Origin of the sequence: Dyella kyungheensis (genome assembly GCF_049913195.1) — a bacterium.
GTDB lineage: Bacteria > Pseudomonadota > Gammaproteobacteria > Xanthomonadales > Rhodanobacteraceae > Dyella > Dyella kyungheensis.
This window is the reverse complement of record NZ_CP183983.1, coordinates 3,588,174-3,609,153: the sequence shown is the minus strand read 5'-3', so window position 1 is coordinate 3,609,153 and position 20,980 is coordinate 3,588,174. Positions and strand designations below refer to the sequence as shown.

At 65.4% G+C, this 20,980-nt stretch carries 17 protein-coding genes; 7 read left to right on the top strand and 10 right to left on the bottom strand.

Annotation, left to right across the window (positions count from 1 at the left end):
• Window positions 1-154: 154 nt before the first annotated feature.
• The 9 genes from bamA to rpsB form a co-directional block, all read right to left on the bottom strand.
• On the bottom strand, window positions 155-2,623 hold the full coding sequence (gene bamA, locus ACN9MB_RS16330) for an outer membrane protein assembly factor BamA (RefSeq protein ID WP_204634075.1): 2,469 nt from the start codon (window positions 2,621-2,623) through the stop codon (window positions 155-157).
• Between the two features lie 215 nt (window positions 2,624-2,838).
• Complete coding sequence (gene rseP / locus ACN9MB_RS16325; protein WP_426269608.1) at window positions 2,839-4,185, bottom strand: RIP metalloprotease RseP; 1,347 nt, start codon at window positions 4,183-4,185, stop codon at window positions 2,839-2,841.
• Window positions 4,186-4,207: 22 nt separating this feature from the next.
• Window positions 4,208-5,395: a 1-deoxy-D-xylulose-5-phosphate reductoisomerase gene (locus ACN9MB_RS16320; protein WP_426269607.1), complete on the bottom strand. Its 1,188-nt coding sequence runs from the start codon at window positions 5,393-5,395 to the stop codon at window positions 4,208-4,210.
• Window positions 5,392-6,210, bottom strand: coding sequence for a phosphatidate cytidylyltransferase (locus tag ACN9MB_RS16315; RefSeq protein WP_204634077.1), 819 nt, complete (start codon window positions 6,208-6,210; stop codon window positions 5,392-5,394). Before ACN9MB_RS16315 ends, ACN9MB_RS16320 begins: the two co-directional genes overlap by 4 nt.
• Window positions 6,211-6,218: 8 nt before the next feature.
• On the bottom strand, window positions 6,219-6,959 hold the full coding sequence (gene uppS, locus ACN9MB_RS16310) for a polyprenyl diphosphate synthase (RefSeq protein ID WP_426269606.1): 741 nt from the start codon (window positions 6,957-6,959) through the stop codon (window positions 6,219-6,221).
• Between the two features lie 28 nt (window positions 6,960-6,987).
• A complete protein-coding gene (gene frr / locus ACN9MB_RS16305) occupies window positions 6,988-7,545 on the bottom strand; it encodes a ribosome recycling factor (RefSeq protein WP_204634079.1) in 558 nt (185 codons plus the stop codon).
• A gap of 93 nt (window positions 7,546-7,638) precedes the next feature.
• Window positions 7,639-8,361, bottom strand: coding sequence for a UMP kinase (gene pyrH, locus ACN9MB_RS16300; RefSeq protein ID WP_204634080.1), 723 nt, complete (start codon window positions 8,359-8,361; stop codon window positions 7,639-7,641).
• Between the two features lie 231 nt (window positions 8,362-8,592).
• Entirely contained in the window at window positions 8,593-9,471 is an 879-nt protein-coding gene (gene tsf / locus ACN9MB_RS16295) for a translation elongation factor Ts (RefSeq protein ID WP_426269605.1), read from the bottom strand.
• A gap of 59 nt (window positions 9,472-9,530) precedes the next feature.
• On the bottom strand, window positions 9,531-10,421 hold the full coding sequence (gene rpsB, locus ACN9MB_RS16290) for a 30S ribosomal protein S2 (RefSeq protein ID WP_204634082.1): 891 nt from the start codon (window positions 10,419-10,421) through the stop codon (window positions 9,531-9,533).
• A gap of 348 nt (window positions 10,422-10,769) precedes the next feature.
• On the opposite strand from rpsB, the gene map reads away from it, so the two are divergent.
• From map to dapE, 7 genes are all read left to right on the top strand, one after another.
• On the top strand, window positions 10,770-11,537 hold the full coding sequence (gene map / locus ACN9MB_RS16285) for a type I methionyl aminopeptidase (protein ID WP_204634083.1): 768 nt from the start codon (window positions 10,770-10,772) through the stop codon (window positions 11,535-11,537).
• Window positions 11,538-11,776: 239 nt separating this feature from the next.
• Window positions 11,777-14,431 carry a [protein-PII] uridylyltransferase gene (glnD, locus tag ACN9MB_RS16280; protein WP_426269604.1) on the top strand — a complete coding sequence of 885 codons (2,655 nt, stop codon included), beginning with the start codon at window positions 11,777-11,779 and terminating at the stop codon, window positions 14,429-14,431.
• Complete coding sequence (gene dapD, locus ACN9MB_RS16275; RefSeq protein WP_426271936.1) at window positions 14,356-15,366, top strand: 2,3,4,5-tetrahydropyridine-2,6-dicarboxylate N-succinyltransferase; 1,011 nt, start codon at window positions 14,356-14,358, stop codon at window positions 15,364-15,366. Before glnD ends, dapD begins: the two co-directional genes overlap by 76 nt.
• Window positions 15,363-15,719, top strand: coding sequence for a Spx/MgsR family RNA polymerase-binding regulatory protein (locus tag ACN9MB_RS16270; protein WP_426269603.1), 357 nt, complete (start codon window positions 15,363-15,365; stop codon window positions 15,717-15,719). The genes dapD and ACN9MB_RS16270 overlap by 4 nt, the downstream gene beginning before the upstream one ends.
• Before the next feature lie 13 nt (window positions 15,720-15,732).
• On the top strand, window positions 15,733-16,230 hold the full coding sequence (locus tag ACN9MB_RS16265) for a DUF2165 family protein (protein WP_426269602.1): 498 nt from the start codon (window positions 15,733-15,735) through the stop codon (window positions 16,228-16,230).
• A 19-nt stretch (window positions 16,231-16,249) separates the two neighbouring features.
• Window positions 16,250-17,311, top strand: coding sequence for a VIT1/CCC1 transporter family protein (locus ACN9MB_RS16260; protein ID WP_426269601.1), 1,062 nt, complete (start codon window positions 16,250-16,252; stop codon window positions 17,309-17,311).
• 51 nt (window positions 17,312-17,362) lie between these two features.
• A complete protein-coding gene (dapE, locus tag ACN9MB_RS16255; RefSeq protein ID WP_426269600.1) occupies window positions 17,363-18,496 on the top strand; it encodes a succinyl-diaminopimelate desuccinylase in 1,134 nt (377 codons plus the stop codon).
• A 52-nt stretch (window positions 18,497-18,548) separates the two neighbouring features.
• Here dapE and ACN9MB_RS16250 read toward each other — a convergent pair whose 3' ends face one another.
• Complete coding sequence (locus ACN9MB_RS16250) at window positions 18,549-20,969, bottom strand: penicillin acylase family protein (RefSeq protein ID WP_426269599.1); 2,421 nt, start codon at window positions 20,967-20,969, stop codon at window positions 18,549-18,551.
• Between the last annotated feature and the right edge of the window lie 11 nt (window positions 20,970-20,980).

Here is a 20,980-nt window from a genome sequence, read left to right as displayed (position 1 = left end):
CGCCCCGCCAGGGGCATCAAAAAATCTCGACGAGAGATGGGTTGGAGATCGTGCCGGCTATGACCCGAAGCGTGGCCGCCCGAGAGGCGGGTCACAAAAAAAGGCGCGGCATGGCCGCGCCTTCTGTGGTTTCAGCCTTGCGTCGGTCAGCCGATCAGAACTGGCTGCCGAAGGTGAACTGGATGCGCTCTTCGTAGTGACCGTCATCCGCCTGGGTGCGCAGCGGCACCGCGAAGTTGATGATCAGCGGGCCGATCGGCGCCTGCCAGTGCAGCGAGATACCGGTGGAGACGCGCAGCGTCTTGGCGGTGAAGCTCTGGTAGTCCTGGTAGGCGTTGCCGACGTCCACGAACCACGACACGCGGGCCGTGTTGATGTCCTTGAGGAACGGCAGCGGCAGGTACAGCTCGGCCGTGCCCAGCACCTTGAACGCACCACCCAACGGCTGTGCGTAGCTGTACACGCTGCCGTTACAGGTACCGTTCGGCGACGGCGTGATCGGCACCTGCTTGCCGCTGGCATCGGCCACGGTGCCCACGCAGACGCGGGGACCGAGCGTGTTGTCCTGGAAGCCGCGAACGTCGCGCACACCGCCGGAGTAGAAGTTTTCCCAGAACGGGAAGGTGATCTTCTCGCCGGCCGTGTAGGTGGTGCCGCCGTCGTAGTCGAAGGTCTGGCCGTAGGTCTTGCCGTAGCCGACCTGGCCGTCCATGTACAACACGAAGCCCTTGCCGATCGGCCAGTAGTGGTTCGCCTCGCCCATGATCTTCACGTACTGCACGGTGGAGCCGGGCAGGGCGATGTCGGTCGACAGCGAGATCAGGCCGCCGCGGGTGGGTGCCCAGTAACCGTTGCGGGTGTCGTGGTTCCAGCCCAGCGTGGCATCCCAGGTGTGGATGGTCTGGTGACCCAGCGCGTTCTGGTAGTCGATCAGCACCTGCGGCGAGTAGTTCGCCGTCTGCGTCACGGTGTTGCCGTTTTCGTCGACGGTCAGGTACTGGTAGCTGAGGTTGATCTTGTTGCTGCTGAGGCCGAGGCCGGCGCGGATGTTGTCCGTTTCGGAAATCGGGAAACTCAGGAAGCTGGAGAACGACTTCATCGAACTTTCGTAGTTCACGAAGTCGCTGTTGGTGTCGCCGTAGTTGCTCTTGGTGTAACCGGCGTTGTAACCGATACCCACGCCGCTGTCGGTGAGGTACGGGTTGAAGTAGCTGGCGTTGATGCTGGTGGAGTAATCGCTGCGCGATGCGCCCACGGTGAAGCTGTCACCGGTGCCCATGAAGTTGTTCTGCGACACCGACGCGGACAGGATGATGCCCGAGTACTGCGAATAGCCCACGCCGAACATCAGGCTGCCGGCGGACTGTTCTTCCACCTTCACGGTCAGGTCGACCTGGTCTTCGGTGCCCGGCACCAATGCCTTGTCGATGTTGACGGTCTTGAAATAGCCCAGGCGCTGCAGGCGGATCTTGGAGCGGTCGATCGCCGGCTGCGAGAACCAGCTGCCTTCCAGCTGGCGCATTTCGCGGCGCATCACGTCGTCTTCCGTGCGGGTGTTGCCCTGGAAGATCACGCGGCGCACGTACACGCGCTTGCCCGGCTCGATGTACAGGGTGAGGTCGACGGTACGCTTGTCCTTGTCCAGCTTCGGCACCGGCGTCACCTTGGCGAACGCGTAACCGATGCTGGCCAGGATGCTCTTGATCGCGTTGGTGCTCGCCTCGATCGCCTTGCGATTGAAGGTGTCGCCCTTGTGCACGTAGACCAGCTGATGCAGCGCATCCTCGGGGAGGATCAGCTCGCCGAGCAGGTGCACGTCGGAAATGGTGTAGATGTCGCCTTCCTTGACGCTGGCGGCGATGTACATCGAGCGCTTGTCCGGCGCGATGGCCACCTGCGTGGAGTCGACGCCGAAGTCGGCGTAGCCGCGGTCCATGTAGTAGGACTGCAGCTTCTCCAGGTCGCCCGAGAGCTTTTCACGCGAGTACTGGTCGTCCTTCGAATACCACGACAGCAGGTTGGACGTGTCGGACTCGAAACCCTTGCGGATTTCCTTGTCGGTGAACGCCTTGTTGCCGACGATGTTGATTTCCTTGATCTTCGCGACCTTGCCTTCGCGAATTTCGATATCGATGGCCACGCGGTTGCGGTCGAGCTGGGTCACGTGCGGATCGACCGACACGTTGTACTTGCCGCGGTTGTAGTACTGGCGCACCAGTTCCTGCTGCACGCGATCGAGCGACAGGCGGTCGAAGGTCTCGCCTTCGGACAGGCCGATTTCTTTCAGGCCCTTGCGCAGATCTTCTTCTTTGATGTCCTTGTTGCCGCGCAGGGTGAGCTTGGCGATCGAGGGACGCTCGACCACCTTGATGACCATGATGTCGCCTTCGCGATCGATTTCCACGTCGCTGAAGAACTTGGTCTGGTACAGCGCGCGAATCGCACGCTGGGCGGCGTCGTTGGTCAGACGGTCGCCACGGTTGACCGGCAGGTAGTTGAGCACCGTGCCAGCGGAAATGCGGCTGAGGCCATCGATACGGATATCGGAAACGACAAAGGGCTCGAAAGCGAGAACATTGGCGGAGAGTGAGGCAAGCAGGATCAGGGCGGCGATACGCTTCATCGTCGATTCCGTTGGTTTATTCCGATGAGGCGGCCGAAACCGCCCCGATCAATACGTGAAGCCAGGACAAGCCCAGCCTTGAAAGGGTGCTTGCATCTTCCCCAGATGCGCCGGGTAAACCACCGCCGTGTTTCCGTAGCAAGCGCGTGATCGCGCACGCTGCAGATACGGCTGTCCGTCGGACGTCGCGCGACTTTCGGCAAAGCCGGTACGCGTCACGAGGGCAGGAAGCGGTGGATGTCGTTGTAGAAAGCCAGTCCCATTAACGTGAACAACATGACCAGGCCGACATACTGACCTGCCATCATCGCACGTTCGCTGACGGGGCTGCCTTTAACCAACTCAATAAGGTAATACAGCAGCCAACCACCGTCCAAGACGGGAATCGGCATGAGGTTGAGGATCGCAAGACTTAGCGAGACCAGGGCCAGGAAGCTGAAGAACCAGCCGATGCCCATGTTCGCCGAGGCATTGGCCACCTGGGCGATGCCGATGACGCCGGAAAGGTTCTTGGTCGAAGCCTGTCCGGTCAGCATCTTGCCGATCATGTTGAAAGTGGAGGCGGCGCTGTTCCAGGTCATTTCGAACGAGGCGCCGATGGCCTTCAACGGGCCGTAGCGGAGCACGGCCGGCTCGCGCTGGGTGAACTGCACGCCGATCACCCAGTTGGTCGGCTGGCCTTCCAGCGACTCCATGCGGGCCGTGACGGACAGCGGCAGGGTGCTGCCGTTGCGGTCCACCACGATCGCCAGGGTCGGCGACTTGGCCGCTTCCTGGGGCACCAGGCGCTGGAACTCTTCGTAGCTGTCGACGGCGGTGCCGTTGAGGCTCTTGATCCGGTCGCCGCCCTGCATGCCGCCCACGGAGGCCGGCTTGCCGGGAAGCACCACGCCCACCACGGCCGGCGTCGGCGCCGGCTTCAGGCCCAGCTCGTCCAGGTACTGGCCGATGTCCTGGCCGGCAGGCAGCTGGTTGAGCGGCAACACCAGGTTGCGGGTGGCGCCGTCCGTGCCGCGCACCTGCATGGGCAGCGGGTCGCGGCCGAGCAGGGCGTTGACCACGGCATCCATGGAGTCGCTCAGGGTGGCCACTTCGCGGCCGTCCACGCTCAGGATGCGGTCGCCGGTGCGCACGCCCGCTTCGGCGGCGATGCTCTTGGGCGTGGCGGCCACCACCGGCGCGATGTCCGGCTTGCCGACCAGGAACATCAGCCAGAACGCGAACAGGGTGAAGATCAGATTGAAGGCCGGACCGGCGGCCACGATGGCGATGCGCTGCCACACCGGCTTGGCGGTGAACTCCTGGCCGGCGAGCGCGGGATCGACCTCGCCTTCGCGGGCGTCGAGCATCTTCACGTAGCCGCCCAGGGGGATCATGGCAACCTGGTACTCGGTGCCGTCCTTGCCGATGCGCTTCCAGATGGCCTTGCCGAAGCCCACGGAAAAACGCAGCACCTTGACGCCGCAACGCCGTGCTACCCAGTAGTGTCCAAATTCGTGAAAGGTCACCAGCACGCCTAGCGTGACAAGTAACCAAAACACTGAGCCAAATACACTATTCATCGGTGAGAGCTTATCAGGCTTGTCAGCAAGCGTTGCGAAGAATGCGGCGGGCAGCCGCCCGGGCCGAACGGTCGCGTTCATTGAGAGACTGAACATCGACCACAGCTTGCGGCGGCAGTTCCGTGAGTACGCTCTCGACCAGATCGGCAATGCCGAGGAAGGGTAGCGCGCCGGCCAGGAATGCCTCCACGGCGACCTCGTTGGCGGCATTGAGAATGGCGGTGGCGTCGCCGCCGGCGCGCAGGGCCTGGAAGGCCAGCGCCAGGCAGCGGAAGGTCGCCAGGTCGGGTTGCTCGAAGGCGAGCGGCGCGCAGGCGGCGAGGTCCAGCGGCGCCACGCCAGCTTCGATGCGCGCCGGCCACGCCAGCGCATGGGCAATCGCCGTACGCATGTCCGGGTTGCCCAGCTGGGCCAGCACCGAACCGTCGACGTATTCGACCATCGAGTGCACCAGGCTTTGCGGATGCACCAGCACGTCGATCCGGTCGGCGGCCGCGCCGAACAGGTGATGCGCCTCGATGACTTCGAGGCCCTTGTTCATCAAGGTGGCCGAATCCACCGAAATCTTGCGTCCCATCACCCAGTTCGGATGCTTGCAGGCCTGCTCCGGGGTAATGCCCGCAAGCTCGGCGCGGGTACGCCCACGGAACGGTCCGCCGGAGGCGGTCAGGATGAGCCGGCGCACGCCGCTCGCCGTCAGGTTGGGGCGGCCGCCCGGCAGGCACTGGAAGATCGCGTTGTGTTCCGAATCCACCGGAATCAGTTCGCCACCGCCCACGGCCAGCGCCTCGAGCAGCAGCGGGCCGGCCATCACGATGGATTCCTTGTTGGCCAGCAGCAAGCGCTTGCCCGTGCGCGCCGCGGCCAGGGTCGAATCGAGCCCCGCCGCGCCCACGATGGCGGCCACCACGGTGTCGCACAGCGCGCCCGCGACGGCCTGCGTCACGGCGTCATGTCCGCTGGCGACATCGCAGCGGACGCCGGCCGCGCTCAGGCGGCGGGATAGTTCGCCTTCCAGCGCGGGATCGGCAATGACCGCCAGTTCCGGACGAAAACGGATGCACAGATCGGCCAGCGCGGCGACGTTGCTGTGCGCCGTGAGCACGGTGGCGCGAAAACGATCGGGATGGCGGGCGATGACGTCGAGCGTGCTGCCGCCGATCGAGCCGGTGGCGCCGAGCACGGCGACCTTGCGCAACGGCTGACTCATAGGCCCAGCAGCAACATGCCGGCAGCGAAGACGGGCAGGGCCGCGAACACGCTGTCCAGCCGATCGAGCAGGCCGCCATGGCCGGGAAACAGGTTGCCGGAATCCTTCACCGCCGCATGGCGCTTCATCAGGCTCTCGAACAGGTCGCCCACGATCGAGACGACCACCACGAACACCGACAGCACCAGCAGGCCGATCAGCTTGCCGCCGGTGACGCCGAGCAGCGAGCCGCCCACGCCGGCGACGATGGCGCCCGCCACGAAAGCACCGTAGACGCCCGCCCAGGTCTTGCCGGGGCTGATGGTGGGAGCGAGCTTGCGGCGACCGAACTGGCGACCGCTGAAATAGGCGCCGATATCGGCGGCCCAGACGATCAGCAGCGCGAGCATGGTCCACCAGTTGCCGCGGTCGGCCGCGCCGTGAATGGTCACGGTGGCGATCCACGCCGGTACGATGGTCAGCAGGCCGGCACCCAGCTTGATCAGGACATTTTCGCGCGTGGGCGCGGCCCCGAAGGCGAAGTGACGCAGCCATTGACCGACCACGATCCACCAGCTCACGCCGATGCCGATCAGCACCGGCCAGGCGATGCCGCCGCGCTGCCACCAGCACAGCGCGAAGATCGCGGCAGTGAGCACCAGCAGGCCGGCGCGCGCGCCGGTGGCCTTCAGGCCCGACAGCCGGGTCCATTCCCACATCGCGGCCAGGAAGGCGAGGGCGACGATTGCGGCGAAAAGACCCGTCGGCGCCAGCAGGATCAGGGCGATCACCAGCGGGGCAAGCAGCAGTGCGGTCAGGGTGCGCTGGAGCAGCATGGATGTCCTTACGCCTGTTTGGCGATTTGATCGCCGGTCTTGCCGAAGCGGCGTTCGCGGCGTGCGTAATCGTCGATGGCGCTCTTCAGGCAAGCCTCGTCGAAATCGGGCCACAGCGTATCGGTAAAGTGCAGCTCCGCGTAGGCAAGCTGCCACAAAAGAAAATTGCTGACGCGGCACTCGCCGCCGGTGCGGATGAAAAGATCCAGCGGCGGCAGGTCGGCCAGGCACATCCAGTGGCCGAGCAGCTTCTCGTCGATGTCCTCGGCGCGCAGCTCGCCGCGCGCCACCGCTTCGGCGGCCTTGCGCGCGGCCTGCACGATGTCCCAGCGGCCACCGTAGCTCACCGCGATGTTCAGGTGCAGTGCGTCGTTACCGGCGGTGCGTGCCATGGCGGCCAGCATGCGCTGGCGCAAGCTGCTCTCGAAACTCGCCAGGTCGCCGACGAAGCGGATGCGTACGCCGTTGCCGTGCAGCTCGTCCACTTCCTTGTCCAGCGCGCGCACGAACAATTCCATCAGCGCGCCGACTTCATCCTGCGGACGCTGCCAGTTCTCGCTGGAGAAGGCGAACAGCGTGAGTACCTTGACGCCCTGGCGCAGGCAGCTCTCGACCACATTGCGCACGGCCTTGCGTCCGGCGTTGTGGCCGAAGGTGCGCGGGCGATGGCGAAGTTTTGCCCAGCGGCCGTTGCCGTCCATCACGATGGCGACGTGGCGCGGCACTCGCGAGGGGTCGACGCTGGTCATGTGCTTCAGAGGCTCGCAGCGATGGCGCTCAGAGCGCCATCAGCTCCTCTTCCTTGTGCTTGACGACGCTGTCCACGTCTTTCACGAAGCGGTCGGTGAGCTTCTGGATTTCGTCTTCCGCCTTGCGCTCGTCGTCCTCGGTGATCAGCTTTTCCTTGAGCAGATCCTTGACCTGCTGCATGGCGTCGCGGCGCACGTTGCGGATGGCGATCTTGGCGTCCTCGCCTTCATGCGCCACGTGCTTGGCCAGCTCGCGGCGGCGCTCTTCGGTGAGCGGCGGCATGTTGAGGCGGATGGTGGTGCCGGCGGTGTTCGGCGTGATGCCGACGTCCGATGCCATGATGGCCTTTTCGATCGGAGCCACCAGGCTCTTTTCGAACGGCGTGATGATGATGGAGCGGGAATCGCCCAGCGCGACCGTGGCGACCTGGTTCAGCGGCATGTCCGAACCGTAATACGGCACCTTGATGCCATCGACCAGGGCGATGCTGGCGCGGCCGGTGCGCAGCCTCGTCAGCGTGTGCTTGAGCGAGTCGATGCTCTTGCCCATGCGGGTCTGGGCATCGTTCTTGATGTCGTTAAGCATGGGAAACACCCCTCAAACCGTGCAAGCCGGCGAGTATAGCAGGGGGTGGGATGGACAAGGGATGGGTGGGCCTGCCCCCCATCCCTCGTCGTTTCAGCCTTCCGACACCAGCGTGCCCACCGCTTCGCCATGCATGATGCGCATGAGGTTGCCCGGCACGGTCATGTCGTAGATGCGCAGCGGCATGCGATGGTCGCGGCACAGCGCGATGGCGGCCGTGTCCATCACGGCCAGCTTGCGCTCGATCACCTGGTCGTAGTTGAGCGTGTCGTAGCGCGTGGCGTCCTTGTGACGGGCCGGATCGGCGGTGTACACGCCATCGACCTTGGTCGCCTTCAGCAGCAGGTCCGCGCCCACTTCCACGGCGCGCAGCGCCGCAGCCGAGTCGGTGGTGAAGAACGGATTGCCGGTGCCGGCAGCGAACAGCACGATGCGGCCCTTCTCGATGTGGCGGATGGCGCGGCGGCGGATGAAGTCTTCCGCCACGTCGTGGATCTGGATGGCGCTCATCACGCGCGCATAGCCGCCGCGGCGCTCGATGGCGTCCTGCATGGCCAGCGCGTTCATCACGGTGGCCAGCATGCCCATGTGGTCGCCGGTGACGCGGTCCATGCCGGCAGCGGCAAGGCCGGCGCCGCGGAAGATGTTGCCGCCGCCGATGACGACGCCGATCTGGATGCCGGCCTTCTGGACTTCGATGATTTCGTCGGCCAGGCGGCCGATCACCTTGGGGTCGATGCCGTAATCGGCCTCGCCCATCAAGGCTTCGCCGGAGAGTTTGAGCAGGATGCGGCGGTAATTAAGCGGTGCGCTCATGGGGTCTCCGGATTGTGTGGGGCAAAACGCGCGCATTGTAACGGCAGTGACGCGAAGGGGTAAGGGTTGCGGCAGTCCAGGGTGTAGGGAAAACCCGGTTCCGGCGTGGGTTTGGCGGTGGATCGATGAGGTGCCCGGCCGGCCTCGGGGTCCGGGCGCGGGGGCAACGGGGTGCACAAAAAAAGCCGCGGTTGCCCGCGGCTTTTTTCGAGACTTCCGGGTGGCGAGGCCTTAGACCTGCATCGCCTTGGCCACTTCGGCCAAGTAGTCTTCCTGCACCTTCTCGATGCCTTCGCCGACCACCAGGCGGGCGACGGCCACGACGTCCGCGCCTTCCTTCTTCAACGCGTCGCCGACGGTGACGTTGGTGTCCAGCACGTACGGCTGGCCGACCAGGGTCACTTCCGAGACGATCTTGTTGATCTTGCCGGAGATGATCTTCTCCAGGATGTCGGCCGGCTTGGCCTTGTCCTTGTCGGTCATCTGGCTCAGCGCGATCTCTTTTTCCTTCGCGATGAACTCGGCCGGCACGTGCTCCGGCTTGATGTGCGGCGGGTTCATGGCCGCCACGTGCATGGCGATGCCCTTGGCTAGCTCTTCCGAGCCGCCCTTGAGCGCCACGATCACGCCGATGCGGCCGCCGTGCGAGTAGGTGGCCAGCGGGCCGTCGTTGGCCACATGGGCCACGCGGCGCACTTCGATCTTCTCGCCGATGGTGGCGGTCTGGGACTTGGCGGCAGCCTCGACGTTGTCGGCGCCCGGGAAAGCAGCAGCCTTGGCGGCGTCGATGTCGGCGGCGCCCGAAGCCAGCACGGCCTCGGCGACGTCGTTGGTGAACTGCACGAAGTTCGGCGCCTTGGCGACGAAGTCGGTTTCGCTGTTCACTTCGACCAGCACGGCATGGTCGTTGGCCTGGGCGGTAGCGATGCGACCTTCGGCGGCCACGCGGTCGGCCTTCTTGTCGGCCTTGGCCAAGCCGGTCTTGCGCAGGTACTCGATGGCGGCGTCGATGTCGCCGTTGTTCTCGACCAGCGCCTTCTTGCAATCCATCATGCCGGCGCCGGAGCGCTCGCGCAGTTCGCTAACCAGTTTTGCGGAAATGGCAGTCATCTGGGGTCCTCGAATATCTTTGATGCACCCCGGCCCGTGACGGGCCGGGGCGGTAAGGCTTACTCGGCGTCGGACGAGGATTCGTCGGTGCGACCGCGGCCGCCACGGCCACCGTCACGACGCGGCGCGCCAGCGCCCTTCTTGGCCGGACCACGGTTGTTGCGGTCGTCGCGGCGCGGGGCAGCCTTGCGCTCGTCCTTGGCGACCGGGTTGCCTTCTTCGTCGAGTTCGACGAATTCGTTGGCGTCGCCCTGGGCGGCGGCCGGCGCGGCGGCCTTGCCTTCCAGGATGGCGTCAGCGGCAGCGCGGGCGTACAGCTGGATGGCGCGGATGGCGTCGTCGTTGCCCGGGATGGCGTAATCGACCAGTTCCGGGTTGTAGTTGGTGTCGACCACGGCGATCACCGGGATGCCGAGCTTCTTGGCTTCCTGCACGGCGATGTCTTCATGACCGATGTCGATGATGAAGAGGGCGTCGGGCAGACGGTTCATGTCCTTGATGCCGCCCAGCGAGTTCTGCAGCTTGTCGCGCTCGCGGCGGCGGGCCAGCACTTCGTGCTTGACCAGCTTCTCGAAGCTGCCGTCGGTTTCAGCGGCTTCCAGTTCCTTCAGGCGGCCGACCGACTGCTTCACGGTGCGGAAGTTGGTCAGCATGCCGCCGAGCCAGCGGGCGGTGACGAACGGCATGCCGGCGCGTGCGGCTTCCTCGGCCAACGGCTCGCGGGCCGAACGCTTGGTGCCGACGAACAGCACGGTGCCGCGCTTCTGCGCGATGGCCGAGAGGAAGTTCATCGCGTCGGTGAAGAGCGGCAGCGTCTTCTCGAGGTTGATGATGTGGATCTTGCCGCGGGCGCCGAAAATGTACGGGGCCATCTTCGGGTTCCAGTAACGGGTCTGGTGACCGAAATGCACGCCGGCTTCGAGCATCTGGCGCATGGTGACTTGAGCCATGGGTGTAACTCCAAATTGTTGGGCCGTCCCATCAGGGAGGTAAGTGGCCCGGGGGTTGGGACCTCCACGCATCCCCGACTTCGACCCCGGCAGCCCGTTATGATTGGGAAGGCTGATCGAGGCACCCCGAAGACGGTGCCGATGCGTGTGTGGCGTTTAAGTGTCCAATCAAGGACTTGTGGGGGTTGCACCGCAACGCGGTTACAATCTCCCTCGCTTTGCGACGACCGCGCGGACCGTTGAAAACGGACACCTCGGGTCAGCAAAACTTCGAAATTGTAGCCGGTGCGCCGGCGATGCGGCAAGTCGCTGGATTTTCAGCAGGTTTGCCGCCATGTGAGTAGAACTATGGCAGTCACTCTTAAAACCCCCGAAGACATCCAGGCCATGCGCGAGGCCGGCAAGCTGGCCGCCGAAGTGCTTGCCATGCTCAAGGAGCATGTGAAGCCCGGCGTGACCACCGAAGACCTCGACCGGCTGGCCTACGAGCACATCGTGAACGTGCAGAAGGCGATCCCGGCCAACGTGGGCTACAACGGCTTTCCCAAGACGCTGTGCACCTCGGTCAACCACGTGATCTGCCACGGCATCCCGACACCCGGCAAGGTGCTGAAGGATGGCGACATCATCAATCTTGATGTCACCGTGATCAGGGACGGCTGGCACGGCGACACCAGCCGCATGTATTTCGTCGGCACGCCCTCGGTGCTGGCCAAGCGCCTGGTGGACACCACCTACGAAGCGATGATGCACGGCATCCAGGCGGTGCGCCCGGGCGCGACGCTGGGCGACATCGGCGCGGCGATCCAGAAGCATGCCGAGGCGGCCGGCTTCTCGGTGGTGCGCGAGTATTGCGGCCACGGCATCGGCAAGGTCTATCACGACGAGCCGCAGGTGCTGCATTACGGTCGTCCGAGCACGGGCCTGGAGCTGAAAAAGGGCATGACCTTCACGGTCGAGCCGATGGTCAATGCGGGCAAGCCGCAGACCAAGCAGTTGCCGGACGGCTGGACGGTGGTGACCAAGGATCACTCGTTGTCGGCGCAGTGGGAGCACACCATTGCGGTGACGGATGATGGGTTCGAGATTTTGACGCCTTGGCCGGATGCGGCTTGAGGGCGGATGGTTTTGAGTTTTGGAGGAAAGGTCGCTGCGGCGGCCTTTCTTTTTTGCTCGTGCTGAGGACTAAAGGCGGTGCACCGCACTTCCCCCGCGGGGAGAGGGGCGGGTGCTCGCGGCAGGCTCGCAACAGAAGCCTCAGTTGACGCTCTAGATCTGTCGTCGGCCGCAATTTACGCCTGCACTATCCCCCCATGCGTGGCAGACTTGCTGCATCGCCACATGCGTCCCTGTCCATGCCTGTTGCTCCGATCGTATTGCCCCCCTTGCCACGCCTCCCTGCGGCGGTGCCGCGGTCGGGTGTGTCGGTGGATGCAAGGCGAGCGTTGCGGCAGTTGCTCGGGGACGTGGATCGCGCGTTGGCCACGGCCTTTCGCGATGGCGCGGATGCAGCGGCGTTGGCGCAGCGGCGCGGCGAGTCGGTGCAGCGCATCGTGGTGCATGTGTGGAACGCCTGCCTTGGCGAGGTGAGCGACGCCGCCTTGTTTGCCGTGGGCGGCTTTGGGCGCGGTTTGCTGTTCCCCCATTCGGATGTGGATCTGCTCGCGCTGGTGGGGCCGTCCGAACCGGCGCGACTGCGGGCGTTGGAACAATGCTTTGCCACCTTGTGGGATATCGGCTTGAAAGTGGGTCACGCTGTGCGCGACCTGCCGCAGTGCCGTGTGCTGGCCAAGCAGGACGCCAGCGTGTTCACCAGCCTGCTCGATGCGCGTCGCCTGGTCGGCGATCCGTCGATGGAGAAGGGCCTCAAGGCGATCGTCGACGATCCGGCGTTGTGGCCGCCGGCAGAGTATCTGGCGGTGCGCCTGTCCGAGCGCGATGCGCGCCACGCACGCTACAACGACACCGCCTACAACCTCGAACCCAATCTCAAGGATGGCCCGGGCGGCCTGCGCACGCTCGATGCGTTGCGCTGGCTGGGCCGTCGTCTCGCGCATGCGGACGACTTCGACGACATGGTGGTCGAAGGCCTGCTCGATCCCGCCGAAAAGGACACGCTGGAACAATCGGAGTCGACGCTGCGCCGCTATCGCTTTGCCTTGCATCTGGAGGCGGGGCGTGCCGAAGAGCGCCTGCTGTTCGACTACCAGCGTGCGCTGGCGGCGCGGCTGGGTTTCCAGGACGAGCACGAGAAGAACCTCGGCGTCGAGCAGTTCATGCAGGGCTACTACCGCGCTGCCAGCCAGGTCGAACGGCTTGGCGTGCAGATCGTCGAGCGCTTCGAGGAGATGCTGGAACCGCCGGCCAATCCGCAAGCGGTCGGCGAGGATTTCGTGCGCTACGGCAAGCGCATCGCCGTGCGCGACCCCGATTTGTTCATGCGCCGCCCAGCGTCGCTGGTCGAAGCGTTCATCGCCAGGCTGGGCGAACCGGGCATCACCGGTTTCACGGCGGAAACCATGCGTCGCATGCACCAGGCATCGGCGTTGCTGGATGGCGCGCTGGCCGACGATCCCGACGTGCTGGCGGCGTTCCTGCGCCTGTTGCAACAGGGCGCGCCTGCGGTCGAGGCGATGTGGCGGATGAATCGCCACGGCCTGCTGGCGGCGATCCTTCCCGCGTTCGGCAAAGTCTTCGGCCGCATGCAGTACGACCTGTTCCATGTGTATACGGTCGATGAGCACACGCTGCGCGTGCTGCGCAACGTGGCGCGTTTCGCCGATGCCGATGCCGCGACCGATTTCCCCATCGCCTGCAAGATCTGGCCGAGCCTGCCCAAGCCGGAACTGTTGCTGCTGGCGGCACTGTTCCATGACATCGCCAAGGGGCGCGGCGGCGATCACTCTGTGCTGGGCGAGGAAGAGGCGCTCGCCTTCGGCCGTCGCCTTGGTCTGCCGGAAGAAGACACGCAACTGATCGCCTGGCTGGTGCGCTGGCATCTGCTGATGAGTACCACGGCGCAGCGGCAGGACATCACCGATCCGGACGTGGTGCATCGTTTCGCCGATACGGTGGGCACGTCCACGCGGCTGGATTACCTGTATCTGCTGACCATTGCCGACATCATCGGCACCAGTCCCAAGTTGTGGAACGGCTGGAAGGATCGTTTGCTCGCCGACCTCTACACCTCCACGCGCTATGCGCTGCATAGCGAAGAGGAGCTGCCTGCGGACGCTGCTGCGCGCGTGCGAAGCTGCAGCGAGCAGGCATTGGCGTTGCTGGAACAGGAAGGGTTCGCGGCTGAGCTGTGCCAGCGCGTGTGGCGAGGCTTTCCCGAATCGAGTTTCCTGCGCCATCGACCGGAACAGATCGCGTGGCAGACCTCGGCCATCCTGCGTGCGAAAGGCGCCACGCCGCTGGTCGAAGTGCATCCGAAGTCGGTGCGCGGCACCACCGAACTGTTTGTCTACGTGCCCGATCGTGACGGCTTGTTTGCCGCCGTCACGGCCATGCTCGACCGGCTGCATTTCTCGGTCATGGAAGCGCGCATCCTCAGCTCGCCGACGGGGATGGCGCTGGACACGTTCCTGCTGCTCGAAGCGGACACCCAGCAACCGGCGACGCCGGAGCGTGCCGACGAGCTCAAGCAACGCCTGCACCGCGCGTTGTCGCAGCCCGGCCACGTGCACCAGCCATCGCGCCGCAGCATGTCGCGCCATCTCAAGCATTTCCAGGCAGCGCCGAAGATCGCCTTCAGCACGCTCAACGGGCGCACGCGGCTGGCGCTGGTGTGCAGCGATCGCCCGGGCCTGCTGGCCGCAGTGGCGCAGGGCATGATGGATGCGGGCGTGCGTGTGCACGATGCGCGTATTGCCACCTTCGGCGAGCGCGTGGAAGATTTCTTCCTCATCACCGATCGCCACGACGCGCCGCTATCGATCGAGTTGCAGGATCGACTGCTGCATGCCCTGATCGACCGGCTCGGGCCCGCGAAAGAACAGCGCGCCTGAGCTGGTATGCGCGCGACTCGCGATACCAGCCATTTCTTGTCAGAATTCCTCGTCCCTTGCGGCGCGCTGCATTGCCGCTTCCTCCCGCTCCCCTTGCCGTGACCGCCATGCAAACTCTTGAAACCCTCATCAACGACGCCTTCGAACGCCGCAACGAACTGACCCAAGCCGAGATCGACACGCATCTGCGTCCCGCCGTGGAGCAGGTGATCGACCTGCTGGAATCGGGCGAGCGCCGCGTCGCCGAGCCGGACGGCAACGGCGGTTGGGCGGTGAACCAGTGGATCAAGAAGGCCGTGCTGCTGTATTTCCGCCTCAACGGCAACCGCGTGGTCGATGGCGGTCCGGCGATGGCGTTCGACAAGGTGCCGCTGCGCTTTGCCCATGGCAACGGCGCGGAGCTGGAAGGGCTGGGCGCGCGCGTGGTACCCGGCGCGCTGGTGCGCCGTGGCGCGCATGTGGCGAAAGATGCCGTGCTGATGCCGAGCTACGTGAATATCGGCGCCTACGTCGGCGCCGGAACCATGGTCGACACCTGGGCTACGGTGGGCTCGTGCGCACAGATCGGCGCCGGCGTGCATCTGTCGGGCGGCGTGGGCATCGGCGGCGTGCTGGAGCCGCTGCAGGCCAACCCGACCATCATCGAAGACAACTGCTTCATTGGTGCGCGTTCGGAAGTGGTCGAAGGCGTGATCGTGGAGAAGGGCAGCGTGATCGGCATGGGCGTGTTCCTCGGCCAGTCCACGCGCATCTACAACCGCGCTACCGGCGAAATCAGCTATGGCCGCGTGCCAGCCGGCAGCGTAGTGGTTTCTGGCAGCCTGCCGGCGAAGGATGGTTCGCACAGCCTCTACGCGGCAATCATCGTCAAGCAGGTCGACGAGAAGACGCGTAGCAAGACCGGCATCAACGAACTGCTGCGGAGCGCCGAATGAGCGTGACCCTGTACGGCCTCACCACCTGCGATACCTGCCGCAAGGCGCGCAACTGGCTCGACCGCTTCGAGGTGGCCTACAGCTTCGTCGACTATCGCGCGAACCCGGTGCCGGCGGCCACGTTGAAGAGTTGGGCGCAGCAGCTGGGCGGCTGGGAAAAACTGGTCAACAAGTCCTCCACCACCTGGCGCACGCTGCTGCCGCAACGCAAGAACCCCGCCAGCGATCCGGAGTGGACGTTGTTGCTCAAGGAGTATCCGGCGCTGGTGCGTCGTCCGGTGGTGGTGCAGGAGGATGATTCGGTCAGCGTGGGTTTCACCGATAACGGTTTCAAGAAGCTGTTCGGACGCTGAGGGCCTCGCTGCCATGGTGGTGCGCCTCTCCCGAATCGTGTTGCTCGCCACCATCGCGCTATGGCTGGCGTTGGTCGCCTTCGGCAACCTCACCGACTACGGCAGCAACTGGCCGTTCGTGCAGCATGTGCTGGCAATGGACACCATTTTCCCCGCTGCGGGCATCCACTATCGCGCGATCACCTCGCCCTGGCTGCAACACTCGGCCTATGCATTGATCATTGCCACGGAAACGCTGGCGGCGGTGCTTTGCTGGCTGGGCGTGTGGCGTCTGTGGCGTGCACGCAAGCTGCCGGCGGCGCTGTTTCACCGCACCAAACGCATCGGCGTGCTCGGCCTCACCGTGGGCGTGACGCTGTGGTTGGGCGGCTTCATCGCCGTGGGTGGCGAATGGTTCGGCATGTGGATGTCCACGCAGTGGAACGGACTGGAGAGTGCGTTCCGTTTTGTGGCGGTGTTGCTGGTGGCGCTGGTCTATCTTGGCCAGCGCGACAGCGAGTTGGACGAATGAGTCCGCCGGGAGCACTGTGATGGATCGTCGCGCACGACACTACCGCAGCAATCTTCGTATCGAGCGCGACAATGCGGCGCTTTACGAGCGGCTGTCCGAACTCGCCACCGACGAGCGCTTGCGCCGCGCCTACCGACGCATCGCCGAGGGCGAGCAAGCCAATGCGGCGTTCTGGGAAGCGCAGCTGACGCAGATGGGCGTGCAGGTGCCGCCTGCACGCATCGGTGCGCGCGTGAAGGTGCTGACCTGGTTTGCGCGTCGCTTCGGCACCGAGTTCGTGATGCCGACCGTGGTGCGGCTGGAACATGCCGACCATCTGCCGACACCGGTGGATCGTGAGGGGCATCGCAATCACTTCCTTGAAGCGCAGGCGCCTGCTGCGCGCAGCGGCCGTCATCGCACCCAGAGCGGCAACACCTTGCGTGCCGCCGTGCTCGGTGCCAATGACGGACTCGTTTCCAACGGCAGCCTGGTGATGGGCATGGCCGGCGCGGCGGCGGGCGACCACGCCATCCTGCTCGCGGGTTTTGCGGGCCTGGTGGCCGGTGCCTGTTCGATGGCGCTGGGCGAATGGCTCTCGGTCAACAGTTCGCGCGAGTTCTATCAGGCGCAGATCGCCGCACGCGCCGAGCGCCTGGCGGTATCGCCGGAAGACGGCAGGCGCAGCCTCGTCGGCATCTACCGGCAGAAAGGCATGGATGCCAAGGTCGCCGAAGAGTTGGCCGCGCAGATGGCCGAACGTCCACGCACCGCGCTCGACACCCTGGTACGCGAAGACCTCGGCATCGATCCCGATGAACTGGGCGGCTCCGCTTACGGCGCAGCCATTTCCTCCTTCTGCCTGTTCGCGCTGGGCGCACTCTTTCCCGTGGCACCGTACCTGTTCCTGCACGGCCACTCCGCCTTCATCGCCAGCATTGCCTCGACCATCGCCGGGCTGGTGCTGATCGGCATGGGCACCGCGCTGTTCACCGGGCGAAGCATGGTGTTTTCCATCGCGCGCCAGCTGGGCATCACGGTGGCCGCGGCGGGTATTACGTACGTGGTGGGGCATGCGCTGGGGACGGCGCTGGCGGGGTAAGGGCGCGCCGCTCTTTCACATTCATCATGTTTTCGTGGTTTGAGGCATCTCATGTCCAAGGTTCTCGATCTAGCCATTGATCTCATTCATCGCCGCTCCGTCACGCCGGACGACGACGGCTGCCAGGCTTCCCTTGGCGAACGTCTGCAGAGAGCGGGCTTCGCGGTGCAGCACCTGCGCTATGGCGAGGTCGACAACCTGTGGGCCACGCATGGGCAAGGCGGGCCGCTGCTGGTGTTTCTCGGGCATACCGACGTGGTGCCGTCCGGGCCGGCTGAGAGCTGGACCACCGATCCGTTCGAGCCGGTGATTCGCGATGGCCTTCTATACGGCCGTGGTGCGGCGGACATGAAAGGTTCGGTGGCGGCGATGGTGGTGGCGCTGGAAGCGTTTGTCGCGGCGCATCCCGATCATCGCGGTCGCGTTGGTTTGTTGTTGACCAGCGACGAGGAGGGGCCGACCAACCTCGATGGCGTGCGTCGCGTGGCCGAGCATTTCCGGGCCACGGGCGAGCGCATCGACTGGTGCGTGGTGGGCGAGCCGTCGTCGAAGGAGAAACTCGGCGACTTGATTCGTGTGGGCCGTCGTGGTTCGTTGTCGGGCACGCTGCAGGTGCGCGGCATCCAGGGCCATGTGGCGTATCCGGAGAAGGCGCGCAATCCGATCCACGCGTTTGCACCGGCACTGGCGGAACTGGCGGCGGAGCGCTGGGACGAGGGCAACCAGGATTTCCCGCCCACCTCGTTCCAGGTCTCCAACCTCAACGCGGGTACCGGTGCGAACAACGTGATTCCCGGCGCGCTCACGGCCTTGATCAATTTCCGCTACAGCACGGCCAGCAGCGCCGAGGATTTACGAAAGCGCGCCGAGATGATTCTCGACAAGCATGGTCTGGATTGGCAGGTCGATTGGTCGCTGTCCGGTGAACCGTTCCTCACGCCGCCGGGCGGCGCCGTGCGCGAGGCGGTGGTGTCGGTGTGCCGCGAGCTTTGCGGTGTTTCGCCGGAAGAGAGCACGGGCGGCGGCACCTCGGACGGCCGCTTCATCGCGCCGCTGGGTGCCGAAGTGGTGGAGCTGGGGCCGGTGAACGCCACCATCCACAAGGTGGACGAATGCGTGTCGGTGGCCGATCTGGAAAAACTGCCGTCGCTTTACCAGGCGATCTGCATTCGCTTGCTGGGCTGATCGCGCAGCCAGCGAGCATCAAAAAAAGCCGCCAGAAAGGCGGCTTTTTTGCTTATGTCTTGGCCGGAAGCAAGGTCAGCGTGTGCTGGTCGGGTCCGGGCAGCAATGGCGTGGGACGGCCGTTCACCCAGTCTTCCTGGCCTGCGCCGTGATAGGGCGACAGCGGGTTGTCGCTCTGGCCGCCGGGCATGTGCAGGATGCTTTGCGCTTCCTGGCCGGGCATCGCGTCGAGCCGTTCCGATGCACCGAAGCCCGGCGATACGACGCGCGGCATGTTGTGGTCGCCGGCCACCGGTTCGTCCGGCATGTCGAGGAAACGGCCGATGAAGCCGGGCAGGGCGCGCGACAGCGGATGACGGATGTCCGTGCGGTTGTGTTCGCCCCAGCTGCGTGCGGCGAGGCCGCCCGGCTGCTTGCCCAGCTCGTCGACAACGTCGTGAGCCGCTGCATTGAGCAAGGCGTTCCAGTTGTCGTAGCTGGGATCGAGCAGGTTCATCGGGCGATCGCGCACCATCGTCCACACCGCGGCCTCGGCGTCGACCAGGCCGGGCCAGGCGAAGTCGTCGTGCTTGGCTTTTACCTGCGCCACGAAGGGCGCGAGCACCTTCTCCTTCACCTTGTCGCGGAAGGCACGCACCAGTCGATAGTCGACGCTGTCGGTCGAGGCACGGCCTGCCCAGGTCGCGGTGAGCTGGCGCAATTGCTCCAGCTCCGGGTCGTGCGTGCCCGCCAGCGTGTCCTGCAGCAGCCGCTGCCAGCGCGTGAGCAGCACGGCGCGATTGTCCAGCTGCACATCGAGCATATTGCCGGGCGTGAAGCTGTTACGGGCGCGCAGATCGTCGCGAATCTGTTGCGCGCGTGCGCCAAGATCGTGGCCGCCGTTGCCGAGCAGTTCGAGTTCGCTGCCGTCCACCGTGCGGTTGTTGGCCGTCCACAAGCGGCCGTCGGCAGGGTCTTCCACGCGCGGGTACTGCGATGCTTGCGCGCAACCCAGCCAGCCGGTATCGGCGGCGGACCAGTCGGCCGGCAGCTGCGGATCGAAGCCTTTGCGCAGCGGAATGCAGGTGCCCGTGACCGTCCAGCCGATGTGGCCGGCGCTGTCGCCCGCGAGCAGGTTCTGGGGCGGCATGCCCATGCCCGGCGCCAGATCGAGTGCCGCATGCGCGCTGTCGATGTGTTCCAGCTGCATCACGCCCAGGTTGTAGCCGCCCGGGCGATCGCCGATCCATGCCAGTGCCAGCGGCGTGCCGTCCACGTCCTTGCCCATGATCGGGCCCCAGCGCGTGGCTTCCACCTTCAGCGTATGGTCGGGAGCGTCCTTGATGTGGATGACTTCCTCGTGCGTCTCGATGGCGGCCCAGCCTTCGGGCACCTTGTAGCGCGAGGCATCGCTGGGATCGCGCAACACGCGTACCCAATCGGCCCAGTCGCCATAGCTGTTGGTGAAACCCCAGGCGACCTGGCCGTTCGAACCGACCACCAGCGCGGGCGTGCCGGGCAGCGATACGCCGTTGGCGTCGCGTTGTCCGCCCGGTGCCGACGCATCCGGATAGCGCAGGCGCACGCGGAACCAGATGTTGGGCACGCGCAGCGACAGGTGCATGTCGTTCGCCACGATGGCGGCGCCCGATTCGGTGAGGTTGCCCGCCACGGCGAAGCTGTTGCTGCCCGGGCGCGCGGCGTCCAGCGCGGGGAGCAGGGCGGCGGTCATCGCGCTCCGGTCGCCCGGCGCGGCGGGTGCGAGCTTGTGCAGGTCGAACGTCTCGGCGCCCGGAATCACCGGCGGATGCGAAAGATCGCCTTGCAGCGGCGCCTCCCAATCCGAATCGGGCGAGAGCAGGAAGTCGGCCACCGGCGCGGGCAGGGTCGAGCGCAGTTCGGCCATGTGCAGTTCGCGCTCGTTGCGGCCGTCGCCGTTCAGATCCAGGTACATCGCCGCGATGACCAGGAAGGTGTCTTCGGCGCGCCACGGTTGCGGCTTGGCATTCAGCAGCAGGTATTCCCACGGCTTCACGTGCAAGTGTGCAAGCCCCGCGTTGACGCCGGCCGCGTACAGGTCGAGCGTGCGCTTCTGCTCCGGCGGCAGCGCCGCATAGGCGGCCTGGGCCACGCTGCGCAGGCGATGGCGACGATGGTTGATGTCGGTATCCAGCGCCTTGGCGCCCACCAGTTCGGAGAGCTCGCCCGCGGGCAGGCGACGCATCAGGTCCATCGCGAAGAAGCGCTCCTGCGCATGCACGAAGCCCATGGCGTAGGTGAGGTCGTCGCGGTTCTTGCCTTGCAGCGTGGTGGTGCCGAGTGCGTCGCGCGTGATCGAGACGGCATCGCCGAGGTTGCCGAGCTTCACCTCGCCATCGAGTTGCGCGCGGCTGCCGGCCAGCAGGAACCAGCCGGCGACGAAGACGCCGAGCAGCAGGATCAGCAAGGTCCCGAGCAGATAGCGAAGCCAGCGGAAAAGTCGGGGTTGATTCATGGCGCGAGTGG

Coding starts and splice junctions, on each gene's coding strand:
- bamA (WP_204634075.1), bottom strand. CDS start 2,623: ATGAAGCGTATCGCCGCCCTGATCCTGCTTGCCTCACTCTCCGCCAAT.
- rseP (WP_426269608.1), bottom strand. CDS start 4,185: ATGAATAGTGTATTTGGCTCAGTGTTTTGGTTACTTGTCACGCTAGGC.
- ACN9MB_RS16320 (WP_426269607.1), bottom strand. CDS start 5,395: ATGAGTCAGCCGTTGCGCAAGGTCGCCGTGCTCGGCGCCACCGGCTCG.
- ACN9MB_RS16315 (WP_204634077.1), bottom strand. CDS start 6,210: ATGCTGCTCCAGCGCACCCTGACCGCACTGCTGCTTGCCCCGCTGGTG.
- uppS (WP_426269606.1), bottom strand. CDS start 6,959: ATGACCAGCGTCGACCCCTCGCGAGTGCCGCGCCACGTCGCCATCGTG.
- frr (WP_204634079.1), bottom strand. CDS start 7,545: ATGCTTAACGACATCAAGAACGATGCCCAGACCCGCATGGGCAAGAGC.
- pyrH (WP_204634080.1), bottom strand. CDS start 8,361: ATGAGCGCACCGCTTAATTACCGCCGCATCCTGCTCAAACTCTCCGGC.
- tsf (WP_426269605.1), bottom strand. CDS start 9,471: ATGACTGCCATTTCCGCAAAACTGGTTAGCGAACTGCGCGAGCGCTCC.
- rpsB (WP_204634082.1), bottom strand. CDS start 10,421: ATGGCTCAAGTCACCATGCGCCAGATGCTCGAAGCCGGCGTGCATTTC.
- map (WP_204634083.1), top strand. CDS start 10,770: ATGGCAGTCACTCTTAAAACCCCCGAAGACATCCAGGCCATGCGCGAG.
- glnD (WP_426269604.1), top strand. CDS start 11,777: ATGCCTGTTGCTCCGATCGTATTGCCCCCCTTGCCACGCCTCCCTGCG.
- ACN9MB_RS16270 (WP_426269603.1), top strand. CDS start 15,363: ATGAGCGTGACCCTGTACGGCCTCACCACCTGCGATACCTGCCGCAAG.
- ACN9MB_RS16265 (WP_426269602.1), top strand. CDS start 15,733: ATGGTGGTGCGCCTCTCCCGAATCGTGTTGCTCGCCACCATCGCGCTA.
- ACN9MB_RS16260 (WP_426269601.1), top strand. CDS start 16,250: ATGGATCGTCGCGCACGACACTACCGCAGCAATCTTCGTATCGAGCGC.
- dapE (WP_426269600.1), top strand. CDS start 17,363: ATGTCCAAGGTTCTCGATCTAGCCATTGATCTCATTCATCGCCGCTCC.
- ACN9MB_RS16250 (WP_426269599.1), bottom strand. CDS start 20,969: ATGAATCAACCCCGACTTTTCCGCTGGCTTCGCTATCTGCTCGGGACC.